The sequence below is a fragment of the Rhodococcus ruitaii genome (assembly GCF_055230935.1).
This window is the reverse complement of sequence record NZ_JBUYWC010000002.1, coordinates 75,456-99,462: the sequence shown is the minus strand read 5'-3', so window position 1 is coordinate 99,462 and position 24,007 is coordinate 75,456. Positions and strand designations below refer to the sequence as shown.

The following is a 24,007-nucleotide window of genomic DNA, read 5'->3' as shown; positions in this document are numbered from 1 at the left end:
GATACACTGCATCCGCTTCGTGTAGGGTGTGACGCATGACTTCCACGAGCGCGATCGACCAGAAGCTGCGCAAGGACGCCGCCGCCAACCGAGAGCGTCTGCTCACCGCGGGGCGGGAGCTGTTCGCCCGGTACGGGTTGGGAGTCACGCTCAACGATGTCGCCCATCACGCCGGTGTCGGCGTCGGCACCGCCTACCGGCGCTTCTCGAACAAAGAGGAGCTCATCGACGCGATCCTGGAGCGCCAGGACGAGGAGATCGAGCAGATCCTGCATGCCGCGCTGGCCGAGCCGGATCCCTGGCAGGGGCTGGTGCTGTATCTGGAACGTTCCCTTGCCCTGCAGGCGAAGGATCGGGGCATGGCACAGATCTTCGCGGGGCGGCACGGCCGCCCTGTCAAGTACGACGAGAGTCGAGACCGGGTGGCCCCCCTGGTCAACAGGGTCGCCGAGCGGGCGCGCGATGCTGGCGTGCTGCGAGCCGACGCGACGGGCACCGACCTGATCTTCCTGCAGATCGCAATCAACTCGATAGCCACGGTCGCTCAGGACGGGCCGCCACTCGAGGGACGCGATGACGTCGAGCAGCTGTACCGCCGGCACCTGTGGATCGCACTCGACGGACTCCGCGCGGACCGCCACACCTCCGAGCTGCCGATCCCGGCACTGACCACCACACAGACCCATGCCCTGCTCCAACCGAAGAGACCGGACCAGCACATCGCGCGCCCTGACGCGACAGACGGAGCCGCCGGCACCGAAATGCAGAGTGCCCCATGAGCGAAACCCAACCCGACCGCATCCGTGTGCGGGGAGCTCGAGTGCACAACCTACGCGGCATCGACGTGGACATCCCGCTGCACTCGCTGGTGGGCATCGCAGGCGTCTCCGGCTCCGGGAAGTCGTCACTGGCCCTGGGAGTGCTGTATGCGGAGGGGTCCCGCCGCTACATCGAGGCGCTGTCGACCTACACCCGCCGGCGTATGTCCCAGACCCCACGCGCGGCCGTGGACTCGGTCGAGCACGTCCCCGCCGCCCTGGCGCTCCGCCAGCGGCCCTCCGTGCCGAGTATCCGCTCGACCTTCGGCACCTCCACCGAACTGCTGAGCGTGCTGCGGTTGATGTTCTCCCGGCTCGCCTCCCACGTGTGCCCCAACGGACATCGGGTCGCACCAACCATCGACGTAGCGGCCGAAACCGCCTTCTCCTGCCCGAAATGCGGCGAGCAGGTGCACCCGCCGAGCGCCGAGGACCTGTCCTTCAACTCCGCAGGCGCATGTCCGTGCTGCCAGGGGACCGGCATCGTCCGCACCGTCGACGACGCGGCACTGGTGTCCGACCCGTCCAAGACCCTCGACGAGGGTGCCGTCCTGCCCTGGCAGATGTTCGGGTTCAACGTCCAGCCGGCCATCGCCCGCGAGTTCGGCGTGCGCACCGACGTCCCCTGGAACGAGCTGACCGACGACGAGCGGCAGATCGTGCTCGACGGACCAGAAGGGAAGAAGCACATCACCGTCACCACCAAGAAAGGCGTCCACGAACTCGACTTCACCTTCCGCAACGCACGACTGACGGTCACCGAAGAGCTTCGACGCGCCGACACCGAGAAACGGCTGGCCAAGGTCAGCCGCTTCCTGCGCGAAGGGACCTGCCCCGACTGCGGCGGCACCCGCCTCAACCCGGCCGCCCTCGCACCCGGCATCGGGGACCTGAACCTGGCGGAGGTCACGGCCAAGCCCCTTGACGACCTGCTGACGTGGGCCCAAGGCATCCCGACAATCGTTCCTGCAGACATGCAGCAGATGGCCGCGGCCATCGTCGGTACCCTGACCGAGATGGCACGCCGACTGGTCGAATTGGGCCTCGGCTACCTCGCCCTGGACCGAGCCGGCTCGACCCTGTCCACCGGCGAGCGGCAGCGCGTCCAGCTCGCCCGAGCCGTCCGCAACCGCACCACCGGAGTCCTCTACGTCCTCGACGAACCGTCCATCGGCCTGCATCCGGTCAACGTCGACGGCCTGCTCGGGGTGATGCGCGACCTGCTCACCGACGGCAACTCGGTGGTCTTCGTCGACCACGACGTGCAGCTCCTCCGCGAGGCGGACTGGTTGATCGAGATCGGCCCCGGCTCAGGGGCCGAAGGGGGCACCGTCATCGCAGAAGGCGCGCCCGACGACCTTCCGGTGACCTCCGATTCCCTCCTCGCCGGCTTCCTCACCGGCGAAGAGCCTGTCGTCGTGCGACCCACTACGGACGCCGCCTCGACGTTCGGGCACGGCACGATCCACCTCGAGACCAATGCCATCCACACCGTCCACCCGCTGACCATCGACATCCCCCTCGGCCGACTGACGGCCATCACCGGCGTCTCCGGATCCGGCAAGAGCACTCTTCTGCTGGAGACTCTGGTGCCCGCCCTCCAGGCGCGCTCCGGCTCCGATTCCGCCGCGCCCCCGGATCACGTGCGCAAGCTGATTGCACCGGAAGGCATCCGGGCCCAGGTGGTCGACGCGACCCCGATCGGCCAGAATGTCCGTTCCACCGTGGCCACGTATTCCGGTGTCATGGACGAGTTGCGCAGGGCCTACGCGACGACCGAGGCCTCCCGAGCCGACAGGCTCACCGCCTCTGACTTCTCCTATAACACCGGCACGCTCGCCTGCCCCCGCTGCGACGGCACCGGCGAGATCTCCCTCGACGTCCAGTTCCTCCCCGACGTCGACATCGTCTGTCCCGACTGCGATGGGAGTCGATACGCCCCTCGCGCGGACACGTATTTGCGGGGCGGCATCTCACTGCCCGGCCTGCTCGGATGCACCGTGCGCGAAGCGCTGACCCACACCGCCGAGCTGCGACGCGTCCACCGGCGACTGACCGGACTGGACGACCTCGGGCTGGGCTACCTCACCCTCGGCGAGGCAACCCCCGCGCTCTCCGGAGGCGAAGCCCAACGCCTCAAACTCGTCAGCCAGATACACCGCGATCAGACCGACGCGGTCTTCGTGCTCGACGAACCCAGCGTCGGCCTGCACCCACTCGACGTCCGCACCCTTCTAGGCGTGCTCCAGGAGCTCACCGACCGCGGTGCCACAGTCATCCTGATCGAGCACGACCTCGACCTGATCGCCAACGCCGATTACGTCATCGACCTCGGCCCCGGCGGAGGTGAAGACGGCGGGAGAGTGATCGCCACCGGCACTCCGTCGCAGGTGGCGAACGACCCTAGCTCCGTCACCGGCAGGTATCTGACTCGGGCGCTGGGAAGCATCCGGGCAGGGAACACCGAGAGGCGGCCGACGTCATGAGCGGAGAACATCGCCCCACGGGGCATAGGACGCATCTGGTCGCCATGTTCCAGGGCTATGGCCAGGACGCGAACTGCTTCGACTATCTGCTCGCCCACCTGCCCCAGGAGGACGTCACCTACGAAGCCCTCCGAGCGCCGCACTCCCTCGGTGGACGATCTCGATACTGGTTCCCCTTGATCGACTCGCCGGAATTCAGTGTCTCGCACGTCATCGACGTGTCCGACGAGATCATCGGCTGGCTGGAGGAGTGCCGAGCGTCGTACACACCCATCATCCTGCTGGGATTCTCCCAAGGGGTCGAGGTGGCGACGAGCGTGGCGAGACACCGTCCTGATCTAGTCGACGGGCTCGTCATGCTTGCCGGAATCGCCGTCGACAGCCCGCACGAATATTTCAACGACGAGTCAGCGTCTGCGAAAGACTTCCCGATCTTCGTCGGGAAGGACCCACAAGATGGCGTCCTGCCCAAGACTCTCGTCTCTTACACCGACCGATGGCTGACAGGCTTTACGAACGTCACGGTCAAACACTACGAGGGAATCGGACACCGCATCTCAGAAAAGGAAACTGAAGACGTGGCGTCCTTTCTCGGCAAGATAACGAGATTCTCCACCAATTGATCTACACATCAAACTTCCATTCCACCACGTTCCGGTACAGACCGACCTGAGGTCCAATCCGTAGTCATCGCGAGCCTAGTCCCGAGCCACTGATCGATGCCGACCAGTGCCATCTGATCACGAGGCCAGTGCATAACGGACACCGCCATTAACGCTGAACGTCAAATCTGAACTCGACCGGGTTCCGGCGCGGACCAACCTCTGCCGCATGACACCGGTCTCGGGCATTCGATCTCGGTCTGGAGGCCCGTCAGCCTCGGTAGACGTCACGCCTGTCCCCCGCCGCGACGACCAGGACGAGGAGTTCGTCATCGTGGATCTCGTAGATGACTCGCCAGTTCCCCGTGCGAACGCGCCAGGCGCCACGGCCGGTGAGTTTCTTCGACGCCGGCGGTCGAGGCTCGTCGGCGAGCAGGGAGAGCACGGCAATGACCCGCTCCTGACCGTCACGCGGGAGCTTGCGGATCTGGCGACGCGCGGCGGACGCGATGCGAACCGCGTAGGTCACAGGCCGAGCTCGCGCCGGAGCTCATCGAGCGTGACGCCCCCTCCCCCCTCGGCCTTCGCCGCATCATAGGCCGCAATGTCCTCGAGCTCCTCGGCCGCTGCCATCAGCCGATCGAGGGTGTCGGCATCCACGATCGCGCCCACCCGCCGATTATGGCGAGTGAGATACACGGGCTCGCTGTGCGCCCGGTCAATGAGCCGACCGAGCTGGTCTCGTGCCTTGGTTGCGGTGACCTCCATGACCAGAGAGTACCCCAAAATGTACATTCTCGGGAGGGTTAGTGTCCGAGGCTCCGCGAGCGGTCTCCAGCCGATCGCCGCCTGGATCTGTCGGACCGCTGAGCCGAGCACGCCGCGCGACAGACGACCTTCTCCGAGCGGTCCGAAGGTGTCAGCGAAACGGTCTTGGCGGCGTAGGCGGCAGCCCCAGCACGTGGACACCCACGCGCGCGACCGCGGCCGCCTGGCCCACCGCCCGCACTGCGGCAGCACCGATCGCGTCGTCGCGGCCTTGGCCGCCTTCACAGCGACCAACCGCTTCTTGATCTCCTCGCCGGCGCTGCTCTCCCCGGCGCTGTAAGCACGGGACGGCCCACCGCATCGCGGATCTCAGCGTACGCAGCAGCGTCGGCAACGAACTGCGGAAGCACTCACTCAGCGTGTGCCCCGCCTACCGAGCGAGCACCCCTCGGCCCGAATCGCTCGAAGCCTGAAACGGCGCCACGTAGTGAGCATATTCGGCAAGATCACCACACGAGGGCCAAGACGGACGGACGACGACCCGGAGCCCGACTCACACGTTGAACCTGAACTCCACCGCATGCCCACACTCAGGGCAGTCACGCTGGACGAGGGGCGGCGATCCCGAACTGCGCAGTCTGTGTGAGGACTCAGCTCCACGGGTTGACGACCGGCACGTCGAGGGAGCCGAAGTCCTTGACGTTGCGCGTGACGAGGGTCAGACCATGGACTGTCGCAGTGGCCGCGATCAGGGCATCGCGCTCCGGCCTGGGATCTGGGACATGGAGTCGACCGGCGCAGCGCGCAACTGGCACATCGACCGCCAGAACTCGGCGGGCGAACGCATCGAGCAGCTCGTCGTCGAGCCACGCCTGCAGTCGATCAGCCTGAGCTGGCTCGCGCCTGCCCAGCCGCGCGATCCCCACCTCCACTTCCAGCACTGTGATCGCCGAGAGGAAGAGATCGGTGACGGCCTTCGCGGCCACCCAGGCACGCACACCGGAGTTCGCCCGACGCTCAGGCTTACGGAGCTCACTGACAACGTTGGTGTCGAGCAGATAGCTCACAGGTCGGGTACCGCGAGTTCGATACGGGCAGGCTCGAACTCGATGTCGAGGTCGTCGTCCATACTCAGACGATCGACAAGTGACGCACCCTTCTCCCCCATGCGGCGATACTCCTCGATCGACAGAAGCACGTAGGCCGGTTCGCCGCGGTCCGTGATCACAACGGGCCCCCTGTTGGCCTCACGCTTCGCGGCACTGACATCACGGTTGAACTCACGTGCGGTCATCATTGCCATCGTCATCACCCCTCGCGCTTCGTAGGTACGTACCTACGTTACGTCCGTCCCCGATGGGGCACAAGACTCGTCGCGCCGTCTCAGCTCTGGAGCCTCACCGAGCCGCGTGTGGACGGGACCCGCTCATCGCGAAGACTCCACTCCGCCACGGTCGACGTGCATGGCCATGTGCGACAAGGTCGCTCATACCAGGTCAAGTCCCGTTGAGTGGTGGCTTTTGGGTCAGGCGGTCATGAGGAGCCGGCTGGTGTTCTCGGGGGTGTTGGTGGTGAGCATGTCGGCGAGGCGGCGCAGGGAGATGTCGCTGATGTAGCGGCGTTCGCCGTACTGCCATTCTTCGTGCTGGTCTTGGAGGACGGCTCCGACGAGTCGGGTCGCGGAGTCCCGGTTGGGGAAGATCTGGACCACGTCTGCGCGGCGTTCGATCTCCCGGTTCACCCGCTCGATCGTTATCTCTAGTGAGGCCGGCGAGCGGAGCTGTGAGCAGCGGTTTCGCGATGTGGACGGTGTCCAGGAAGAGGGTTGATGGGTTCCGGGTGCTCCTGTCGTGGGTCGTCGATTGTTATCGGATTGCGATCGGTGGTCGTGGGCAGTCGTGTGTCGTCGCGGAGTCGGCCGAGGGCGTGGGCGAGTTGACTACGCAGGCGTCGGTTTTCGGCGGCGAGTTCGCGGTTGCGTTGGTTCGCGAGGTCGAGACGGTGCCGCAGCGAGGTCTGGTCGGCTCGCTGCCGGTCGGGAACGGCCGACCGGGGTTTCGGTTGCGATAGGGCGCGGAGCCTGCGGATCTCGTCTTTGATGTCGGCTTGACTGTAGAGCCAGGAACGTGAGACTGCTGCGGCTGTGGCGACGGCTTCGAAGGTGATCGGTTTCCCGGCCCTGTCGAGCTCGTGGATAGCCGCGATGGCCTTGGCCCGGGTGTACTCGTGTCTCCGCTTCGCAGCGGTGACGATATGAATACTGTTGTCATACTGCATGTTCAGGGACTTCCTGTGGGTTGTCGGGCTCGTCGAGCGCGGTAATGATGGTGTCGAGGTTGGCCAGCACGGTCTTGTTCATGTCGGCCAGTCGTTGCTGTCCGCGTGCTTCGGCGGCGGTGATCAACTCCAGGGTCTGTCGCCGTTGAGCGTGGTGCTGCGGCAGGAATTCGCCGGTAGTGAGGAACATCGGGCAGGTCAGGCAGGCGTTGGCGTGGGGGCAGCTCTGTTGGATCGGCAAGCCGCAGTAGCCGTTGGGTAGTGCCTGGGTGGCGCGGCCGAGTCGTTGCTTGGCCCACGCGGCGTCGGCGAGCGGCCCGTCCGGGTCGAGGGTGACCTGGTAGCCGCGGATGTCGACCTTGCGGGCGTTCTCCCAAGCCCGGCGGACGGTGGTGTCGTGCAGGCGGGCGTAGTGCGCGGTCATCTGAGGTGAGTCGTGGTCGAGGATGCGGCGCACGACTTCTTGGGGGACGTCGCGGTTGATCAGACGGGTGCCGAGGGTGTGGCGCCATTGATGCGGGGTGAGATGAACGCGGTGGCCGTGTTCGTCGCGGATGTCGCAGGCGTCGAGCCAGCGCAGCATCGCCGCCCGGTAGGTCGGTGAGGCTATCGGGTTCACGCCGTCGATGTTCTTGCTCGGCCGAGGGAACAACACCGGCGTCCCGGCCGGCCATCGTTCGGTGTTGCGGCGACGTTGGTCGCCGAGGGCCTCGACCAGTGTGGGGTCGATGGGGACCAGCGCGTCGCGTTTCATCTTGTGGTTGAAATACCGCAGGTAGGGTGCGCCGTCTGCGTCGGTGGTGACGCAGTCCGACCGCAGCCGCAATGCGTCGGTGACCCGCAGTCCGCAGGACATGAGGATCACGGTGACCAGTCGATAGGCGGGGTTGGCGAACCGGTCAAGGTTGTGGGGCTGTTCGAGTTGGACCATGACGTGTTCGGCCAAGGCTCGGGGCACTCGTTCGTCGCGGCGAGGGTAGTCCTCGGCGAAGAACATTGCTGTGGCGGGAAGGTCTGTGTCCCAACGGTGTTGGCGGATGGCGGCGAAGAACTCGCCCAGCAGCCCGAGGTGGCTGCCGTGCAGCTGCGGGCCGGCCATCTGACTCAGGTCGGCCAGATAGCGCTCCAACAGGGCCCGGTCGATCCGCTCGATCGTCTCGATGCCGGCGTCGGCGAGGAACCCGGCGAACCTGATCAACGCCCGCAGGGGCCGTGCGCCCGCTGCCTCCAGGCCGAGACCACGGGACAGTCGCAGCCGGATCCAGCGTTTGGCGGGTTCCCGCAGCCAGTGCTGGGGAATGCGGTCGAACCGTAGGGTGATTCGACCCTCGAATCCCAGGCGGTGCATCCGCCAGACGTCACGGCGATACTCGGATTCCCACCCGCCGGCTTCGGCCAGGTCCAGCACAACACGATGCGCGTAGAGCAGAAACCCTTTTGCTCGACTGTCGTTGGCCATGGTTGTGCCGCGTCGGACCCATTCGGGTTCGTCGTGGTCGACCAACGATCCGGCGCCGGAGTCGACCAGCAGCCGCACGACCCTGGCGACGACGGTGGGGGTGAGGGTGCCGTGCCGCTGATCGTGGCGATGCTGCAGCACGTACTGCATCTCCAGCTTCAACTGCGGGGTCAACTGGTGCAGGCGGATCGTTTCGTTCGCCGGTGTCGGTGTGGCGGCGAACCGCTCGACGAACTCACCGATGTCGGGTCTGCCTCCGGCTTTCCATGTGCTGCGGTGGGTCTGGCAGAACACCGAGCTGCCCTGGGGCCACAACCGGCAGTGTGTGATGCGGCAGGTCGCGCCGGGCGGCGGCTGTCTGACCTGCGGCGGATTCACCAGCCAAGCCTCGATGTCGGGGCGCCCGGCCCGGCTCCACCGCTGGGCATGCGACGAGCACAAACCCCGGCGGGCACTGCCGTATCCGCAGTCGCGGACCCGGCACTGCTGGTTGGGCTGTTGTCGACGCCACCGCGGATCGGTGGTCGCCGCGAATCCTGCCGGTTCGGGGCGGCCCGCGTCGACCCAGCGCTGATAGTGGCCAGGGCAGAACCCGAGGCCGCGGGCACCGCGCCCGCAGGCAACGACCAGGCAGGGGCCACCACCGAACACGGGATCGTCGGCGGGGAACTCCAACACGTCGCGCCGAAACTCGCCGCGAACCGCGGCCATCAGCTTCCCCAACAGGCTGGTGGGCTCGACCTGGTCGGGTGCGGTCACCATCGCACCGACCGCCCGGCGAACCAGCCCGCCCGCTCCATCGCCTCACGGGCGTCCTCTGCCGTGAGGTGCCCATAGGTCACGACGGTGACCTGGATGTTTGCGTGTCCGAGCAGTTTCGCCACGACCTCGAGTGCGATGCCGTCGCGCAGCATCCTGGTCGCTGCCGAGTGCCGCAACCAGTGCGGATCGAAGTCGATGCCGGTGCGGCGGCGCAGCCGCCGAACCAGGTCGTAGACCGCCGAATAGGTCAACGGACGCCCGAACGGGCGGCCCCACAGATTGACGAACACGTAGTCGCTGTCCAGGTCCCCGTATTCGGTGTGCAGGTAGTCGGCATACAACCGGACCAACTCCGCCGCGACCGGGACTGTCCGGGAACGGATCGACTTGGCGCGGGCCCGGTTGTCGTTGTCGCGGCGACGCACCGTGATCGCACGGTCGGCGGCGGAAATGTCGCTGTGCCGCAACCACAATGCCTCCCCGATCCGCATTCCGGTGTCATACAGCACAGCCAGCAGGAACCGATCCCGCAGGTGCTCGCACGCATCCAACAACGCCTGCACCTCGTCCGGAGCGAGGATCCGCGGGATCTTCTTCGCCGATTTCAAACCCACTGCCCGCCGCGGTCGGGGCTGATGCTTGTTGATGTGGTGCAGGAACGGTTTCCATCCGCCCCGTGACCCGCCGACCTGCCACGTCGTCAGCAGCCCAGCGACATCGACGCCGTCGCGGGCGGCGTGGACGTAGAACGCCGACAACGCCGACAGCTTCCGGTTCACCGTCGCTTCGCTGCAGTGGTGCTCCACCGACGGCAGGACGCTCACCAAGCCGGAGCGCGCTGCGGTCGGTAGTCGCAGCCATGCCACGAACGCTCCGACATCCTCCAGGCCCACGTCCGTCCAGTCCAGGCCACGGCCGGACAGGAACTCGAACCAATCCTTCAGATCGTGCGCATACGCCTTGACCGTGTTCGGTGACCGCTCGATGTCGGTCAGATACGCCAGATACCGATCCACCGGTTCCAGTGTCGCATCATCATCACCGAGAACGGTCCACGACTCACGCGACGAGACCGACGAAACCACCCGTACGACAAGCACTCCAACTCCCAGGGTTCTGCTTCATGGACCGCTGGAGATAACCACGTCCAGCACGCAGAACCGAACCACCCAAGTGTCCGTGGAAGACATCACGGACAGGCTCAGGAGGACTAGAGATAACGATCGGGTTGTTCGACCAGGTCTTCCGCCAGTGCTCGATCGGGAACGCCGCAAACGCTGTCAGGTCCGCTTCGGCGTCTTTCAGCATCGCCGCAATCTGCGGGAACGAGCTCTCGAGCGAGGCGGTGACCTGTTGATACGTGTCCCGGACGGTCTCCGGGCTGGTCTGGGCGAAGATCGTGGAGACCACAGCGTTGACGGGCTTGGACCGTGCCGAGCCGAGCGCCTGGGTGATGTTGCGAGCGAAGTGGACCCGGCAGCGCTGCCACGACGCGCCGGGCAGCACGGCCTTGATCGCGTGCTTCAGCCCAGAATGCGCGTCGCTGGTCACCATCAGCACACCCTCCGGCGCGGCCGCAGTGGAGACCTTCAAGCCTCGTTCGCGCAGGCCGCGGAGGAACTCGGTCCAGAAGTCCGTGGTCTCCGCATCGCCGATCGCCGATCGCCATGCCGAGCACTTCTCGGTGACCGGTCGCAGCCACCCCCGTGGCAACCACGACGGCTTGGGAGACGACGCGGCCGGCTTGGCGGATGTCGAGATAGGTCGCGTCCAGGAACAGGTAGGGGAACCAGGTGTGGTCCAGTCGGCGGTGGAGGAATGCGGCGACGACCTCGTCGATCTCGCCGCAGATCCTCGAGACCTGGGACTTGCTGATCCCGGACTCGTTGCCCAGCGCTCGCACGAGGTCCTCGACCTTCCGGGTGGAGACCCCGTCGATCCAGGCCGTGCAGATCACGGCCCAGAGTGCTTTGTCGACCCGGCGACGAGGATGCAGCAGGGCGGGATAGAACGAGCCGGCACGCAGCTTCGGGATCGCCAGATCCAGCTCGCCGGCCGGAGTGGCAAGGCGCTTCGCCCTGGTCCCGTTACGGCGGGTCGAGCGACGGTGAGCGCTCATAGCGGTCCGCACCGATCTTCGCGGACGCCTCGGCATCTCTGCGGTCTTGGAGCCCGGCCTGCAGGAGACGTCGGAACAGCTCCTCATGGGCAAGGTCAGGGTCGTGCAGCAGTTCACTGACAAGAGCAGACAGGGCAGACTGGCGCCGGGTCATCGCCTACCAGCAGCTCCAACGCCACCCCGGGAATGCCACCACGCTACGGGACGCACCCTCATACCATGCCGATGCACGCCCCGAGCGCGCCCACGCCGACGTGCCCAGCTCCAGAAGTCAAGCCCCGGGCTAGACGTTGAACCGGAACTCCATCGGTTTCCGGCACGGGCAACCATTACCGGATGGCTGACGATGCCCCTTCGCCCGTCGAACCTCCGCTGCCCCCGAGCACGATCTCACCGAGTCGCGCGCCGAAACCCGCACACAGCACGTGAGCCTGCACCAAGGGGATCCACCGACATGTCCAACGCTGCGGGGGTCCGCCGCCCGATGGGCTGGGCTCACCTGCGCTCCACTGCTCTTCGAGATCCGCACCCAAGGCAGCCAGTTGAAAGAAGTGCCGTTCGTGAATCTCGGGCTTCGATGGCCAGAGGTCATACCGCTCGACCCCTAGTGCCCGGATGACACGAGTCTGGAGGTTCGTCTCCTCGAGGACCTCGCGCACTGCCGCGGTCTCCGGCGCCTCCCCGTCCTCGATGGTGCCTGCCGGAACTTGGACACCCACGACCTCAAGCGGTATGTCGTCATGGCTGAAAACCAGTAGCCGGTCGTTGCGCACGACGTAACCGACTACCTTCCGCACGAGGCGGCGTTCCAGTCCGACCGGCACGCGCTACGCGACCTTCAGCGGGGTGATCGAGGCGATCTGCTCTCCCGCGAGATCCTTGGCACGGTCAAGCTCGTAATGGCTCTGGAGGTTGATCCAGAACTCCGCCGACGTGCCGAAGTACTTCGCCAGCCGCAGCGCGGTGTCCGCCGTGATCCCCCGCTTGCCGTGGACGATCTCGTTGATCCGCCGAGGCGGGACACCGATGGACACGGCGAGCTTGTTCTGAGTGATCCCGAAGCCCTCGATGAAATCCTCCATGAGGACCTCGCCCGGGTGGATCGGCTCGATCCTGTCAGTGGTCGTCAACGATCTGCACCTCCTCTGGTCCGGTGTCGGTCCACACGAAGCAGATCCGCCACTGGTCGTTGATCCTGATGCTGTGCTGCCCGGTCCGATCACCCTTGAAGACCTCGAGCCGATTGCCCGGTGGGATGCGCAGGTCGTCAAGAGTCTCGGCGGATCCCACCTGGCGAAGTTTGCGCAACGCGACCCGATGGATCCTGGGATCGATCGACCGTACGCGCTCTCGACGCCACAGCCGTTCGGTCTCCTTGTTGCCGAACGATCTGATCACGAGAGCAGTGTATAACGGGGAACGTCAATAACGCCAGACGTTAAACCGGAACTCCACCGAGCTCCGGCACGGACCAACCTCTGCACCGCCATCCACACCCAGGGTCCCGACCGACTGCGTGGCTCCAGTCGCCTCACTGAAGGAGGTCGGTGCACTCCTCAAGCGCACTGTTGATCTGCGTCGCGAAACCGAGCAGATCGGCACGCTCAGCAGCGGGGCGTTCGCTGATGATCTTCGAGTAGGAGTCGGCCAGCCGATCGAAGACCGCGGTGAGCTCGGCGTAGGGACCATTTCGGAGAAGCTCCACGGAGACCTTGCGGCGATCAGCGTTGCTGCGGGCGCGACTGACGAACCCGGCTCGTTCGAGCCGGTCGATGGCCGCGGTGATTGCCCCGCCACGGGTAAGTCCCGCGTACTGGGCCAGTTCACCAGGGCTCAGCGGGCCGTACTTATCGAGCACGCCTAGGCAGGTGACATCAGTGATGTTGACTCCGGCGTGAGCAGCGAGCGTTGCATGGAACCGGACGGCGAGGAAAGCCCCGGTACGCAGCTCGTCAACCAGACCATGAGCATCGTTCTGCATCCGGCACCATCCCCTGCTAGTCTCTCCATAAACGAGACACTCTATAGTCGCGTTTCTCTTCTTCTGGCAGGTCCAGTGTATCGGCGAACGGAGCCCCTGATGGTGGAACTTGGCGCACAGGCGCGGACGGGCATGGCGCGGAGCCGTGGACGGTGGGTCGTGCTCGCTGTGTTGCTGCTCGCGGTCTTCGTCGATCTGGCGGACGCGACCATGGTGAACATTGCCCTGCCCCAGATGCAGTCCAGTCTGGGCGCGGAATATGGGGCGGCACAGTGGGTGATGGCCGGATACTCCCTGACCTTCGCTCTAGTCCTGGTGACGGGTGGCAGGCTGGGCGACACGCTGGGTCGCAGGCGGATGTTCCTGGCCGGCATGGTCGGGTTCATGCTCTCCTCCATCGCGTGCGGTGCCGCCCCGAACGCCGAGGTGCTGATCGCAGGTAGGCTCGTTCAGGGTGTTGCAGCGGCACTGATGCTGCCTCAGGCGATGTCGGTCATCGTCGTGCTGTTCGATCGTGCCGAGCGTGCAAGGGCGTTCGTCTTCTACGGCATCACCCTCAGCCTGGCCAATGTGTGCGGCCCGTTGCTGGGCGCGGTGCTCACCGAAGCAGATCTTCTCGGCCTGGGCTGGCGCACCATCTTCTACATCAACGTCCCCCTCGGGCTGCTGGCCATCGCCCTGGCAGTGTGGCTCATGCCTGAGAGCCGGGCGGCCGATTCGCCACGCATCGACCTCGCCGGGATGCTTCTGGTGAGCCTGGCGATGCTCGCCGTGATGTTCCCACTCATCCAGGGCCGCGAGCGTGGGTGGGACAGCTGGACGATCGCGTCCTTGATCGCCTTCGTCCCGGCGATGGTGCTGTTCGCGTGGCAGCAGCGGCACCGCGAGCGCACGATCGGGTCTGCGCTCGTGCCACCCTCCTTGTTCATGCATCGTTCGTTCACGGCGGGCCTGGCGATCATGCTGGTGGTGTTCTCCGGGCTCGGATCGCTGTTCCTCGTTCTGACTTACAACCTCCAACTCGGTCAGGGCTGGTCAGTGCTGCGAACCTCCGTCGCGGTGGTGAGCTGGCCGGTAGGAATCGTGCTCACCTCGCCCATCGCACGCCGCTACGCCACCACCCACGGTCGCCGCGTCATCGCCATCGGCCTGGCCACCATGAACGTCGGCGCTCTCGCACTGATCGCCACAATCGCAGTCATCGGCCCTGCAGCGACGTGGTGGCAGATAGCACTCCCGGTACTGGTGATCGGGTTGGGCATGGGCATGGCCGTCCCCATCCTCACCGGAGTCGTCCTCGCCGACATCGACCAGGACCTCGCAGGCGCTGCGTCCGGCATCGCCAATGCCGTCATGCAACTCGGCACAGCACTGGGGATCGCCATCGTCGGAACCATGTACTTTTCCCTCACGGAATCCACCACGCCCACCAGATCCGAAGCCTTCTCCGACGCCGCAGCGACCACACTCTGGTATCAGGTCGCCGCCTTCACTCTCGCGCTCTGCGTGACGCCCCTGCTCCCCCATGCAGCCCGTGAAGAAGCCCCGCCCGAGGAAGCCGCACCACAACCGAGGTAAACGCGATCGCCGACACCACGGTCACCGGCCACAGCTTCACCATCGGAGCGGGACTGCAAACTACTCGCCGTAGGCCACGAAGATGCGATGAACACTCACGTGCCACTGGTCGACATCGAGGCGCGAAGCAGATCCGACTGGAATGATGCACGCTGCTGTGATCATCAGGCTGCGCAGCACCCCTCCGCGCTGCTGCGATAGTGTTGCCACGCGATGTGCCGCTGCGTGGTCTTGTACTACAAATAGTGTATCTGACCAGGGATCTAGACGTTGAACCGAAACTCCACCGCATTCCGGCACGTACAGCCATCTCATGGCCCGGCGACACGACCTCGATGAGTCAGACCAGCGCGAGCGTCTCCACGGACTGACCGGTGACCTCGGCGATGAGATCGAAGTCCTTGTCAACGGCCAGGACCGTGAGCCCGGCCTTCTCCGCGGTCGCTGCGATGAGCAGATCCGGGATGGACGGAGCACGATGCTGGCCACGGTCGGCAAGGAGCATCTGCACCTCGAAGGCGCGGTCCTCCATCGCGGGCGTGAGATGCTCGACCGGCATGAGCGACAGCGGTGGCAGCCCGAAAGCCTCGCGACCTGCTTCACCCGAGCGGGCGGAGAAACCAAGTTCGAGCCGCGTCACCGACGACAGACGCAGCAGCCCACGCTCGATGCGCGAGTTCCACACGGCAATGCTCGCCGCCTGGCCCGCCTGCATGCGCACGTATGCCGACTTGTCGACCAGCCAACTCGTCACTGCCACGCGGCATCCATCACGTCAGGATCGGCAAGGTCTCCGAAGGCCGCCGCCGAGCGACTCCAGTCATCGGCAGCGACCGTCGCGGCGACCGGAGTCGAGGCGTCCTGCTCCAGTCGCCGACGAAGGAACTCGTTGCGCGAGAGCCCTAGTGCCGCCGCCTCAGTATCGATGCGCTCGACGGCAGCCTCACTCAGTCCACGGATCAGCACGTTCGTCATCGTCACCACCTCCACCACGATGATATCGCGATATCACACGCAGAGTCGAGTGTCGCCTGATCAGTACGTCGTCGCTCGCTCGGCAGGTAGCCATCCGTACAAGCCGAACGGGTCCTGGCTCGCGCGCAGGCTCGCGACTGGGTGGACTCCCCGCAGGAGACCAGGACCCGCTTGATGCTGCTGCGGGCCGGATACGAGGAGCACCTTGGCGATGAGAGACTGGACTGTGCTTCATCGACCCAAGATCGTCTGAATCTGTGGCTCCGCCCGAGTACGCGCCCTCCACCCCGTCATGAACGGGAGGTTGCATGCGACGCCATTCGCAGGAGTCCCCGCGGGCAGTAGTTCCTTCACCACCGCCTCAGGGTCCAGCGAGCTAACCGCAGTGGGGCGAAGCCTGCTCCCCAGTAAGCGGCACTCTCGAAACCGAAGCTCCTAGAACTCCTGAAACGCTGGAGATTGCGCACGTTGAGTGGCTGCCGCAGTCGCGTTCAAGCCCACACACCAGTCGGGATACACGCGAAAGCCGCGCTTTCCACACCCCGGCTCCGATGTGATTCCAAGCCGGGCAAGGTGTGACGGGGTGAAGCGAAAGACACCGCGTTGACCCAGCTGTTCCACGAACACCAGCAGACCCGCGTTCACGGCATCAGTCGAGAAAGGAGTGGTCACACCGTCCGCATCGCGCGTCCAGAACGCAAGAAAAGCACCGGGCTTGGTCGGCGTGGTGCGCGCGGTCCTGATATGCCAGCACTCCTCGCCAACCCTGGCAAGCCCCGACTCGTAGTCACTGTTCTGCGCTTCGGGCATCACCGATGCAGTCATTCCGACCGTGGCGGTATACGCCTCAAATGCACTGAAAGTCACCCAAGGAATCTACCAGGGCAGATCGACCCGGCCCCAGCATCGCCCTGCACAGAGCACAAGCCCCGACCCCGCTGCGGATCCAGCGCTCGTCCAAGACGTTAAAGCGACACGCGACTACACGTTGAACCGGAACTCCACCACGTCCCCGTCGGCCATGACATAGTCCTTACCCTCCATACGCACCTTGCCCGCAGCCTTCGCGGCGTTCGTCGAGCCGGCGGCGTCGAGGTCGTCGAACGAGACGATCTCGGCCTTGATGAACCCGCGCTCGAAATCGGTGTGAATCACGCTCGCAGCCTTGGGTGCCGTGTCGCCCTTGTGGATCGTCCAGGCGCGGGATTCCTTCGGTCCGGCCGTGAGATAGGTCTGCAACCCCAGGGTGTGGAAACCCGCGCGGGCAAGCTGCTTCAGTCCGGCTTCTGTCTGACCGATGGATTCGAGCAGTTCCATCGCCTCGTCCTCCTCGAGTTCGAGAAGTTCGGCTTCTACCTTGGCATCGAGGAACACCGCGTCCGCCGGCGCAACAGCAGCGCGCAATTCGTCCTTGCGTTCATCGCTCGTCAGCACAGCCTCATCGGCGTTGAACACATACAGGAACGGCTTGGCGGTGAGGAGATGCAACTCTCGCAGCAACTCGGCCTTCACCTCGGCCTGAGCGGAGAAGACAGTACGGCCATCCTCGAGAATCGCCTGCGCCTTCTTCGTCTCCTCCAGCTGCGCGACGAGTTCCTTGTTCTTGCGCGCATCCTTCTCGAGGCGCGGCACCGCCCGCTCGATCGTCTCCAAATCAGCGAGAATCAGCTCGGTCGCGATGACCTCGATGTCGGCCATCGGGTCGACCTTGCCGTCGACATGCACGACGTCCGGGTCGTCGAATACGCGAACGACCTGGCAGATCGCATCGGCCTCACGAATGTTGGCAAGGAATTTGTTGCCCATCCCCTCGCCCGCGGACGCGCCCTTGACGATCCCGGCGATGTCGACGAACGACACGGTTGCCGGCAGGATGCGCTCCGACCCGAAGATCTCGGCGAGCCGATTCAGCCGCGGATCCGGCAGCTCGACGACACCGACGTTCGGCTCGATCGTCGCGAACGGATAGTTCGCAGCAAGCACGTCGTTCTTGGTCAGCGCGTTGAAGAGCGTCGACTTGCCGACGTTGGGAAGTCCGACGATTCCGAGGGTAAGGCTCACGGAATCAAGAGTCTACGTGGTCGTTGCGCGACCTACTCATCCGCACGCCACGCGAACCAGTTGGGCGATGCGCGCAGCCTGATCGTCGGTTGGCTCAGCGGAGCCGTTGGTTGCGAGCTCGCCGACTTTCGCGTTCACCTCGGCGTCGTCGGCGCCGCTCTCGATCAGCGGGCAGGTTTCGGTGACAATCGTTTCGATCGACTGAGTTTCACGGTCGGCAGACAGGTTCGGATAGGCAGCACGGAAGGCGGTGACGAATGCGCCGAGCTTGGCGTCGTCGAACCAGCCTCCTGCCCGTTCGGCGACACTGGACGCCGCGCTCTGCACGGATGAGGCTGCGCCCTCCGCGCCTTCCTGGACGGAGGTGACCGCGACACCCGCCGAAGAACGTACGCCTTCCGAAGTGGCGGAATCGTCGTCGCCGCACGCACTGAGAACTCCGGCACACGCGATGGCGATCGCTACACACATCACTCTGCGAGAAGGGCGATTCTCGATGTGCAAGGACATTCTTCGAGGATGCCACCCGTTCGCGGTGGACACGGCTTTTCCGGCAAACCCGTATCCCACGGCACATCCGGCACTCGAGCCGTAGATTGGCGAATACCGATCGAGGTGATCAACACATGCGCGCGGAAGGACCCCCGTTGAGCGAGTCGAAGAACACCCCCGACCACCAGGCGGGCGACAAGACTGCCGCCAAGCCCGATCGTGGGACGTTGATCGGGATCGGTGGGATCTGGTTGGCGAAGTGGTCGGGCTGCCTCGTTCTCATCGCCGCCGGGGCATTGGTGCTCGGCTGGATCATCGAAAAGATGTGGGTGATCGTCCTGCCGGTCGCCCTCGCCATCGTCATAGCGACGATCCTGTGGCCCCCGACTCGCGGCATGACCAAACGCGGGGTGCCTCCCGCGGCAGCGGCCGGCCTGACGCTCGTGCTGTTCTTCGCGATCGTAGCCGGGATCATCGCCGGTATCGTCCCGTCCGTCGTGGCGCAGGTTCCCGAACTCGCGAACAAAGCCACCGAAGGCATCAACACCGTGCAGGACTGGGTACAGGGCCCACCGATCAATCTGCAAGACGAACAGATCGACAACGCGGTGCACGTCGTCGTCGAACGTCTGCAGGGCAGTGCCGCCTCCATCGCGGGAGGTGTGTTCTCCGGGGTGAGCACTGCGGGATCATTGCTCGTGACCCTGGGTCTGACGCTCGTCCTGATCTTCTTCTTCATCAAGGACGGCCCCCGGTTCCTACCGTGGTTGCATGGGGTGAGCGGCAGCAGGGCAGGCCGCCACATCGAGGAAGTCCTCACGCGGATGTGGACGACCCTCGGCGGATTCATCCGCACCCAGGCATTGGTGAGTTTCATCGACGCGCTGTTCATCGGCATCGGGCTCGTCATCCTGGGCGTCCCGCTCGCCCCGGTACTCGCAATCCTCACGTTCATCGGCGGCTTCATCCCGATCGTCGGTGCGTTCGTGGCAGGTGCGCTCGCGGTGCTCGTCGCACTGGTCGCGAACGGGTTCACCACCGCAGTGATCGTGCTGGTTCTGATCATCGCGGTGCAGCAGATCGAGGGCAATGTGCTGCAACCGGTACTTCAGTCCAAGAGCATGAAACTGCACGCCGTGGTGGTCCTGCTCTCGGTGGCGGCAGGTTCGTCGTTGTTCGGGATCATCGGTGCCTTCCTGGCTGTCCCGGTCGCCGCGGTCACCGCAGTGGTCATCCGCTACGTGGGCGAGCAGATCGACGCACGTGCGGTCGAGCGGGAACCAGAGGAAGACGAGGACGAAATCGAGGACGAAACGAAGGCGTTGCCTGCCCCGGGCGACACTCCGTCACCCGCACCGGACTCCTCCCCTACCAACTCGTAGGCACGATTCAACTCGCCATCTGCACGGTAGAGCCGGTGCGTCCACGCAGCACGTGGAGACGGCTCGGGATTCGCTGCCGCAGTTCGTCGACGTGACTGACCACACCCACCACGCGACCACCGGCACGCAGTTCGTCGAGGACCCCCATCACCGCATCGAGCGCGTCGGCGTCGAGGGTGCCGAACCCCTCGTCGATGAACATGGTGTCGATCACCACCCCACCGGCTTCGGCGGCGACGACATCTGCGAGCCCCAGAGCCAGCGCCAGGGACGCCTGGAACGATTCGCCACCCGAGAGCGTCTTGGTGGAGCGCACCGCCCCCGTGTACTCGTCGTGGATATCGAGACCCAGTCCACCGCGCCTGCCGTGGTTTCCGGCCGCGTCGCTGTGCACGAATTCGTATCGGCCACCGGACATTCTGCGCAGCCGGTCGGACGCCGCTTCCGCCACTTCCTCGAGTCGTGCGGCGAGCACATAGGAACGCAACGACATCTTGCGATTGTTCGCTCCGCCACCGGCGACGACGTCGGCGAGCGCAGTGAGTTCCGCCTGCTCGTCGCGCAACGGAACCAGCTCGTCGTAGGCCTGCTCGAGCCGGTTCGTATAGGTGGCGATATCCGTGTAACGGCGATGCGCTTCGGTCGCTGAAGTGAGCGCCGATTCGAGTGCCGTGGCACCGGAGGTCACCATCGCGCGCGCAGCCTCGACATCGACGACCTCCTCGCCTGTGAGCGCGTGGATCTCCGGTTCGTCGAGCACGGCCGCGACGATCGCCCGACGGTTCTCGGCGTCGCGGATCTCACGGTCGATCTCGGCGATCCGCACCGCGGGACGCAGAGCAGCACGCGCCTGTAGTAGGTCGGCGAAGCCTCCGTCGGTTGCCGCAATCTCCGCCTCACGCACCCGTTTCTGCGCGACCGCGCGTACCTGAGCCACCCGCAGTCGCGCGTCGAGCCATGCGGTGGCGGCTTCCACCAGAGCAGCGAGACGCTTGCGCTTGGCCGACAACGATTCGTTTCCGTCGACTGCCAGCGCGACACGGCGACCGATCTCGTCGGCCTCCGATGCCAGTACGGCGTCGTCACGGGCGATGGCCGCCAGAGCCGCCTCCGCTTCCCGCTCGCGTGATCGGAGTGCGAGATCGCGGGCGTCGAGGTCGGCGACCGCGCGACGGCGCCGATCCAGCTGTGCCGCCGCAGACTCGGCGGTGTCGTGCACCTGAACGGCGTCGGCGTGCGCTACGGCCAACTCGTCTTCGGAGGCGTCGCCGCTGCGTTGCCGCAGGACCGCCACTGTGTTCGCGGCATCTGCGACGGCCTCACGCGCCTCGGTAAGCACCTTCGCTGCCTGCCGTTCAGTGGCGTGGGCACGTTCTTCATCGTCTTTGGTCGCGGCGTCGGGTTCGGGTCGTGCAGGTGACGGATGCTCCACCGCGCCGCAGACCTCGCAGGGGTCCCCCTCGACCAGTCTCGCGGCCAGTTCGGCCGCCATACCCGCAATTCGACGAGTACGAATGTCGAGCAGCGCCTCGTGCGCCAGGTTGTGCTCCGCATGGCGCTGCGCGGACGCCCGCTCCCGCTGGTCGAGTTCTGCACTGCGCAAGTGCAGTTCACGCGCGGCAGCAAGCGCGTCGGCAGCCCGGTCGCGGGCATCGCGGAATCCGGGGAGCGATGCCGCCGCCTTCTCCGCCTCCGCGGCTGCACCCGCAGCCTGGGCCACCCTACCGGGAAGCGCGGCACGCTCCGCGACGATACTCGCGAGTTCTGCGTCGGCAATCTTCCGATTTTCGTTCAACACCTCACGTCGGGAGCCGATCTCGGAGATTCGTTGCTGCTGGTCGATCAGGGAGTCGAGTCGAGTCACCTCACTCGACCACTGCTCGCAGCGGGGACGGATCACCGCGCGATCGCGGTCTTCGGGTGGCCCCGGAACCTCGTCGAGCAGCTCACGCCCCTCGGGGGACTTCGCGAGAACCGCTGCGGTGGAGTCGAGTTCGTCCAGCGCGGTCTCCGATTCAGCAACGGCTCCGGCCGCTTCACGATCGAGCACCGCCACCAGCTGCGCACGATGTGCTGCGTCGCGTTCGACGGTCATCTCCGCGCGCTCCGGCTCACCGGCGTCGAGCCTGGCTTTCATTTCGAGGGCTTCGCCGCGACGCCGGATGCGTTCCTGTAGCGCTACCGCGCGGTCGAGCGCCGCCCGGTTGCTGCGGTCCAGCTCGCGGGCGTCGGCGTGCAGGGCCGCGGTAGCGTCGCGAACATCGGCGGCGTCGGCCAGCAACCTCCGGGCCCATTCGACGGGCTCGGCGTCTGCCCCGGCCTCGATCCCCGCGGCGGCACCCACCTTTGCGGCGAGAACGTCGACGGTATTCTGTTGTTCGGCAAGCGCTTTGGCGCCCGATCCGCGGCGCTCGCGGAACCATTGCTCGACGTCGCCGAATCTCGCGGTGTCGAACAATCGCTCGAGAAGCCTGCCCCGCTCGTCGCTGGCCGCCCGAAGGAATTTGGCGAACTCCCCCTGCGGGAGCAGCACGACCTGGAAGAACTGTTCAGCGCTCATCCCGAGCAACCCTTTGACCACGTCGCCGATCTCCTGGGCGCGCGACAGGTTCTCCCCCACACCGTCGAGCCACGTCAAGGTTGCTTTCGCCTGCTGCTTGGTAGTGCCGACGCCCCGCTTCTTCGCGCGTTCGAACTCGGGACTTCGCTCGACGCGCAGTCGCCGGCCGGCAATCGTCGCCTCGAGGCAGACCTTCGGTGTGGCGCCTGCGGGCGCGTGATCGGACAGCAGTCTGCGTCCGTCGGCGCGGGCACCGGGCACCGTCCCGTAGAGCGCGAATGCGACGGCATCGAGAATCGACGTCTTCCCTGCGCCGGTCTGCCCGTGCAGAAGGAACAGCCCGTCGGCGCCGAGGGCGTCGAAGTCGACAGCGACGGTGTCGGCGAACGGCCCGAAAGCGGTGATCTCGATGGAATGCACCCTCATGCCGGCACGTCCGCCCGCTCGTCGCGAGCGGAATCGTCGCGCCGCGATTCGTCGCCGATACCGCGCCTGCGATCACCGTCGCGAAGGGCCTGTTCGAACCATTCCGCTTCGCGTGTGGACGGCTCGGATCGGACGTCGGTGAGGAACGACGAGGCGATCTCGAGATCGGTGCGGCCACGCACCTTCTCGCGGTAGCTACCCTCGGACTCCGAGGCGCGGCGTTCCCACTGCACGTGCACCGCATGCGGGAACCGTTCTTGCAGCCGCCGCATCGCGTCCACCGGGCGAGCGCGGTCGGTCAGGACGGCGGCGACATAGTGGTCTTCGGCGGTCTCGTGGCCCGGATCGGCGAGCAGGTCGTCGAGGTCGCCGGTGAGCTGGGTCAGTTCTCGCACCGTCGGAAGGTCGACACGTTCGACGGACGCGAGGCCCGTCGCGTCGAGGTCGACGAGCCACACCGCCTTGCGGTGCGAGCGTTCACCGAACGAGTACGGCAGCAGCGATCCCGAATACCGGACGTGCTCGGACACCGTCTGCGGCGAATGCAGGTGCCCGAGGGCAACATAATCGGCACCGTCGAAGGTGGCCGCGGACACCGTCTCGACACCACCGACCGAAATCGACCGTTCCGACTCTGTCGGCGCCCCGCCGACCACGAAGGCGTGCGCCAGAACCACGGTGCGGCCACCGCAGGTGGTGTCGGCCTGCACCCGCGCCATCGCTGCGTCGAGGATCTCCTGGTGCGATCGGGCACCGGGCACGTCGAGTTCGGAGCGGGTGATCTCCGGCTCGAGATACGGGATGCCGTAGAACGCAACCGGCCCGTGCTCGTCGTGCAACACCACGGGCCGATCGATCTGCGAGACCCGCGTGATCAGGTGCAGTCCCCCGTGCGCGGCGAATGCTGCACCCGCTCCGAGGCGGACAGGCGAGTCGTGGTTGCCGGACGTTGCCACGATCACGGCACCGGCAGCACGGATCGCTTCGAGCCCGGCATTGCACACCGCGACCGCATCGGCGCTCGGGATGGCGCGATCGTAGATGTCTCCCGGTACCACCACCGCGTCGACATCGCGCTCGGCGACGAGGTCGGCGATGGCGGTGAGCGCGACGCCCTGGTCGGCGAGGAGGTCGACACCGTGGAAGGTGCGACCGATGTGCCAGTCAGAGGTGTGCAGGATCCGCATGCCGTCAGACGGTAGAGGAGGACACCGACACGCACGGGATCCGGGTAAGTGTCGCCACAGTGCGGCATCATGCG

General features: G+C 65.8%; 23 protein-coding genes and 2 pseudogenes. 5 read left to right on the top strand and 20 right to left on the bottom strand.

All coding sequences use genetic code 11. The annotated features are described in order from the left end of the window. Window positions 1-35 precede the first annotated feature (35 nt). The 3 genes from ACZI8W_RS01470 to ACZI8W_RS01460 are packed head-to-tail and all read left to right on the top strand — an operon-like array spanning window position 36 to window position 3,927. Entirely contained in the window at window positions 36-779 is a 744-nt protein-coding gene (locus tag ACZI8W_RS01470; protein WP_463366711.1) for a TetR/AcrR family transcriptional regulator, read from the top strand. Beyond that, window positions 776-3,304 (top strand): AAA family ATPase, encoded by a 2,529-nt coding sequence (locus tag ACZI8W_RS01465; protein ID WP_463366710.1) that lies wholly within the window; start codon window positions 776-778, stop codon window positions 3,302-3,304. Before ACZI8W_RS01470 ends, ACZI8W_RS01465 begins: the two co-directional genes overlap by 4 nt. Further along, window positions 3,301-3,927, top strand: a complete 627-nt coding sequence (locus tag ACZI8W_RS01460; protein WP_463366709.1) for an alpha/beta hydrolase — start codon at window positions 3,301-3,303, stop codon at window positions 3,925-3,927. The genes ACZI8W_RS01465 and ACZI8W_RS01460 overlap by 4 nt, the downstream gene beginning before the upstream one ends. A 250-nt stretch (window positions 3,928-4,177) precedes the next feature. Here ACZI8W_RS01460 and ACZI8W_RS01455 read toward each other — a convergent pair whose 3' ends face one another. The 13 genes and pseudogenes from ACZI8W_RS01455 to ACZI8W_RS01395 form a co-directional block, all read right to left on the bottom strand. Beyond that, entirely contained in the window at window positions 4,178-4,435 is a 258-nt protein-coding gene (locus ACZI8W_RS01455) for a type II toxin-antitoxin system RelE family toxin (protein ID WP_463366708.1), read from the bottom strand. After that, window positions 4,432-4,674, bottom strand: a complete 243-nt coding sequence (locus ACZI8W_RS01450) for a type II toxin-antitoxin system Phd/YefM family antitoxin (protein ID WP_463366707.1) — start codon at window positions 4,672-4,674, stop codon at window positions 4,432-4,434. Before ACZI8W_RS01450 ends, ACZI8W_RS01455 begins: the two co-directional genes overlap by 4 nt. Window positions 4,675-5,324: 650 nt before the next feature. Next, complete coding sequence (locus tag ACZI8W_RS01445) at window positions 5,325-5,741, bottom strand: type II toxin-antitoxin system VapC family toxin (protein WP_463366705.1); 417 nt, start codon at window positions 5,739-5,741, stop codon at window positions 5,325-5,327. Further along, window positions 5,738-5,968 carry a type II toxin-antitoxin system Phd/YefM family antitoxin gene (locus ACZI8W_RS01440; RefSeq protein WP_463366704.1) on the bottom strand — a complete coding sequence of 77 codons (231 nt, stop codon included), beginning with the start codon at window positions 5,966-5,968 and terminating at the stop codon, window positions 5,738-5,740. The genes ACZI8W_RS01445 and ACZI8W_RS01440 overlap by 4 nt, the downstream gene beginning before the upstream one ends. Before the next feature lie 231 nt (window positions 5,969-6,199). Continuing rightward, window positions 6,200-6,424, bottom strand: a pseudogene (locus ACZI8W_RS01435) (transposase); the annotation flags it as partial. A gap of 8 nt (window positions 6,425-6,432) precedes the next feature. Then, window positions 6,433-6,951, bottom strand: a complete 519-nt coding sequence (locus tag ACZI8W_RS01430; RefSeq protein WP_463366703.1) for a DUF6262 family protein — start codon at window positions 6,949-6,951, stop codon at window positions 6,433-6,435. After that, window positions 6,941-9,169, bottom strand: coding sequence for a tyrosine-type recombinase/integrase (locus ACZI8W_RS01425; protein WP_463366702.1), 2,229 nt, complete (start codon window positions 9,167-9,169; stop codon window positions 6,941-6,943). Before ACZI8W_RS01425 ends, ACZI8W_RS01430 begins: the two co-directional genes overlap by 11 nt. Then, the gene (locus ACZI8W_RS01420) at window positions 9,166-10,272 is read right to left on the bottom strand and encodes a site-specific integrase (protein WP_463366701.1); all 1,107 of its coding nucleotides are present in this window, start codon (window positions 10,270-10,272) and stop codon (window positions 9,166-9,168) included. Before ACZI8W_RS01420 ends, ACZI8W_RS01425 begins: the two co-directional genes overlap by 4 nt. 121 nt (window positions 10,273-10,393) lie before the next feature. Further along, a pseudogene (locus ACZI8W_RS01415) lies at window positions 10,394-11,445 on the bottom strand (IS256 family transposase); the annotation flags it as partial. Window positions 11,446-11,620: 175 nt separating this feature from the next. Next, entirely contained in the window at window positions 11,621-12,115 is a 495-nt protein-coding gene (locus tag ACZI8W_RS01410; protein WP_463366700.1) for an NUDIX hydrolase, read from the bottom strand. A 3-nt stretch (window positions 12,116-12,118) separates the two neighbouring features. After that, on the bottom strand, window positions 12,119-12,373 hold the full coding sequence (locus tag ACZI8W_RS01405; RefSeq protein WP_463367020.1) for a HigA family addiction module antitoxin: 255 nt from the start codon (window positions 12,371-12,373) through the stop codon (window positions 12,119-12,121). 34 nt (window positions 12,374-12,407) lie between these two features. Then, window positions 12,408-12,689 (bottom strand): type II toxin-antitoxin system RelE/ParE family toxin, encoded by a 282-nt coding sequence (locus ACZI8W_RS01400; protein ID WP_463366699.1) that lies wholly within the window; start codon window positions 12,687-12,689, stop codon window positions 12,408-12,410. 133 nt (window positions 12,690-12,822) lie between these two features. Continuing rightward, window positions 12,823-13,272: a MarR family winged helix-turn-helix transcriptional regulator gene (locus ACZI8W_RS01395; RefSeq protein WP_463366698.1), complete on the bottom strand. Its 450-nt coding sequence runs from the start codon at window positions 13,270-13,272 to the stop codon at window positions 12,823-12,825. Window positions 13,273-13,371: 99 nt separating this feature from the next. On the opposite strand from ACZI8W_RS01395, the gene ACZI8W_RS01390 reads away from it, so the two are divergent. Further along, entirely contained in the window at window positions 13,372-14,850 is a 1,479-nt protein-coding gene (locus tag ACZI8W_RS01390; protein WP_463366697.1) for an MFS transporter, read from the top strand. A 340-nt stretch (window positions 14,851-15,190) separates the two neighbouring features. Here the strand turns inward: ACZI8W_RS01390 and ACZI8W_RS01385 are convergent, their stop codons facing one another. The 5 genes from ACZI8W_RS01385 to ACZI8W_RS01365 form a co-directional block, all read right to left on the bottom strand. Next, window positions 15,191-15,610: a PIN domain nuclease gene (locus ACZI8W_RS01385; RefSeq protein ID WP_463366696.1), complete on the bottom strand. Its 420-nt coding sequence runs from the start codon at window positions 15,608-15,610 to the stop codon at window positions 15,191-15,193. Further along, window positions 15,601-15,825: a type II toxin-antitoxin system VapB family antitoxin gene (gene vapB / locus ACZI8W_RS01380; protein ID WP_463366695.1), complete on the bottom strand. Its 225-nt coding sequence runs from the start codon at window positions 15,823-15,825 to the stop codon at window positions 15,601-15,603. Before vapB ends, ACZI8W_RS01385 begins: the two co-directional genes overlap by 10 nt. Before the next feature lie 435 nt (window positions 15,826-16,260). Further along, window positions 16,261-16,692, bottom strand: a complete 432-nt coding sequence (locus ACZI8W_RS01375; protein ID WP_463366694.1) for a MepB family protein — start codon at window positions 16,690-16,692, stop codon at window positions 16,261-16,263. 114 nt (window positions 16,693-16,806) lie between these two features. Next, window positions 16,807-17,886 carry a redox-regulated ATPase YchF gene (gene ychF / locus ACZI8W_RS01370; protein WP_463366693.1) on the bottom strand — a complete coding sequence of 360 codons (1,080 nt, stop codon included), beginning with the start codon at window positions 17,884-17,886 and terminating at the stop codon, window positions 16,807-16,809. A 36-nt stretch (window positions 17,887-17,922) separates the two neighbouring features. Further along, window positions 17,923-18,396 (bottom strand): hypothetical protein, encoded by a 474-nt coding sequence (locus ACZI8W_RS01365; RefSeq protein ID WP_463366692.1) that lies wholly within the window; start codon window positions 18,394-18,396, stop codon window positions 17,923-17,925. 116 nt (window positions 18,397-18,512) lie between these two features. Between ACZI8W_RS01365 and ACZI8W_RS01360 the strand changes: the two genes are divergently transcribed. Beyond that, the gene (locus ACZI8W_RS01360; protein WP_463366691.1) at window positions 18,513-19,760 is read left to right on the top strand and encodes an AI-2E family transporter; all 1,248 of its coding nucleotides are present in this window, start codon (window positions 18,513-18,515) and stop codon (window positions 19,758-19,760) included. Between the two features lie 7 nt (window positions 19,761-19,767). On the opposite strand, the gene ACZI8W_RS01355 is transcribed toward ACZI8W_RS01360, so the two are convergent. Both ACZI8W_RS01355 and ACZI8W_RS01350 read right to left on the bottom strand, forming a co-directional pair. Further along, complete coding sequence (locus ACZI8W_RS01355; protein WP_463366690.1) at window positions 19,768-22,746, bottom strand: AAA family ATPase; 2,979 nt, start codon at window positions 22,744-22,746, stop codon at window positions 19,768-19,770. Further along, complete coding sequence (locus ACZI8W_RS01350; protein ID WP_463366689.1) at window positions 22,743-23,933, bottom strand: exonuclease SbcCD subunit D; 1,191 nt, start codon at window positions 23,931-23,933, stop codon at window positions 22,743-22,745. Before ACZI8W_RS01350 ends, ACZI8W_RS01355 begins: the two co-directional genes overlap by 4 nt. Window positions 23,934-24,007 lie beyond the last annotated feature (74 nt).

Coding starts and splice junctions, on each gene's coding strand:
- ACZI8W_RS01470 (WP_463366711.1), top strand. CDS start 36: ATGACTTCCACGAGCGCGATCGACCAGAAGCTGCGCAAGGACGCCGCC.
- ACZI8W_RS01465 (WP_463366710.1), top strand. CDS start 776: ATGAGCGAAACCCAACCCGACCGCATCCGTGTGCGGGGAGCTCGAGTG.
- ACZI8W_RS01460 (WP_463366709.1), top strand. CDS start 3,301: ATGAGCGGAGAACATCGCCCCACGGGGCATAGGACGCATCTGGTCGCC.
- ACZI8W_RS01450 (WP_463366707.1), bottom strand. CDS start 4,674: ATGGAGGTCACCGCAACCAAGGCACGAGACCAGCTCGGTCGGCTCATT.
- ACZI8W_RS01440 (WP_463366704.1), bottom strand. CDS start 5,968: ATGACCGCACGTGAGTTCAACCGTGATGTCAGTGCCGCGAAGCGTGAG.
- ACZI8W_RS01430 (WP_463366703.1), bottom strand. CDS start 6,951: ATGCAGTATGACAACAGTATTCATATCGTCACCGCTGCGAAGCGGAGA.
- ACZI8W_RS01405 (WP_463367020.1), bottom strand. CDS start 12,373: ATGGAGGATTTCATCGAGGGCTTCGGGATCACTCAGAACAAGCTCGCC.
- ACZI8W_RS01395 (WP_463366698.1), bottom strand. CDS start 13,272: ATGCAGAACGATGCTCATGGTCTGGTTGACGAGCTGCGTACCGGGGCT.
- ACZI8W_RS01390 (WP_463366697.1), top strand. CDS start 13,372: ATGGTGGAACTTGGCGCACAGGCGCGGACGGGCATGGCGCGGAGCCGT.
- vapB (WP_463366695.1), bottom strand. CDS start 15,825: ATGACGAACGTGCTGATCCGTGGACTGAGTGAGGCTGCCGTCGAGCGC.
- ACZI8W_RS01365 (WP_463366692.1), bottom strand. CDS start 18,396: ATGTCCTTGCACATCGAGAATCGCCCTTCTCGCAGAGTGATGTGTGTA.
- ACZI8W_RS01360 (WP_463366691.1), top strand. CDS start 18,513: ATGCGCGCGGAAGGACCCCCGTTGAGCGAGTCGAAGAACACCCCCGAC.
- ACZI8W_RS01355 (WP_463366690.1), bottom strand. CDS start 22,746: ATGAGGGTGCATTCCATCGAGATCACCGCTTTCGGGCCGTTCGCCGAC.
- ACZI8W_RS01350 (WP_463366689.1), bottom strand. CDS start 23,933: ATGCGGATCCTGCACACCTCTGACTGGCACATCGGTCGCACCTTCCAC.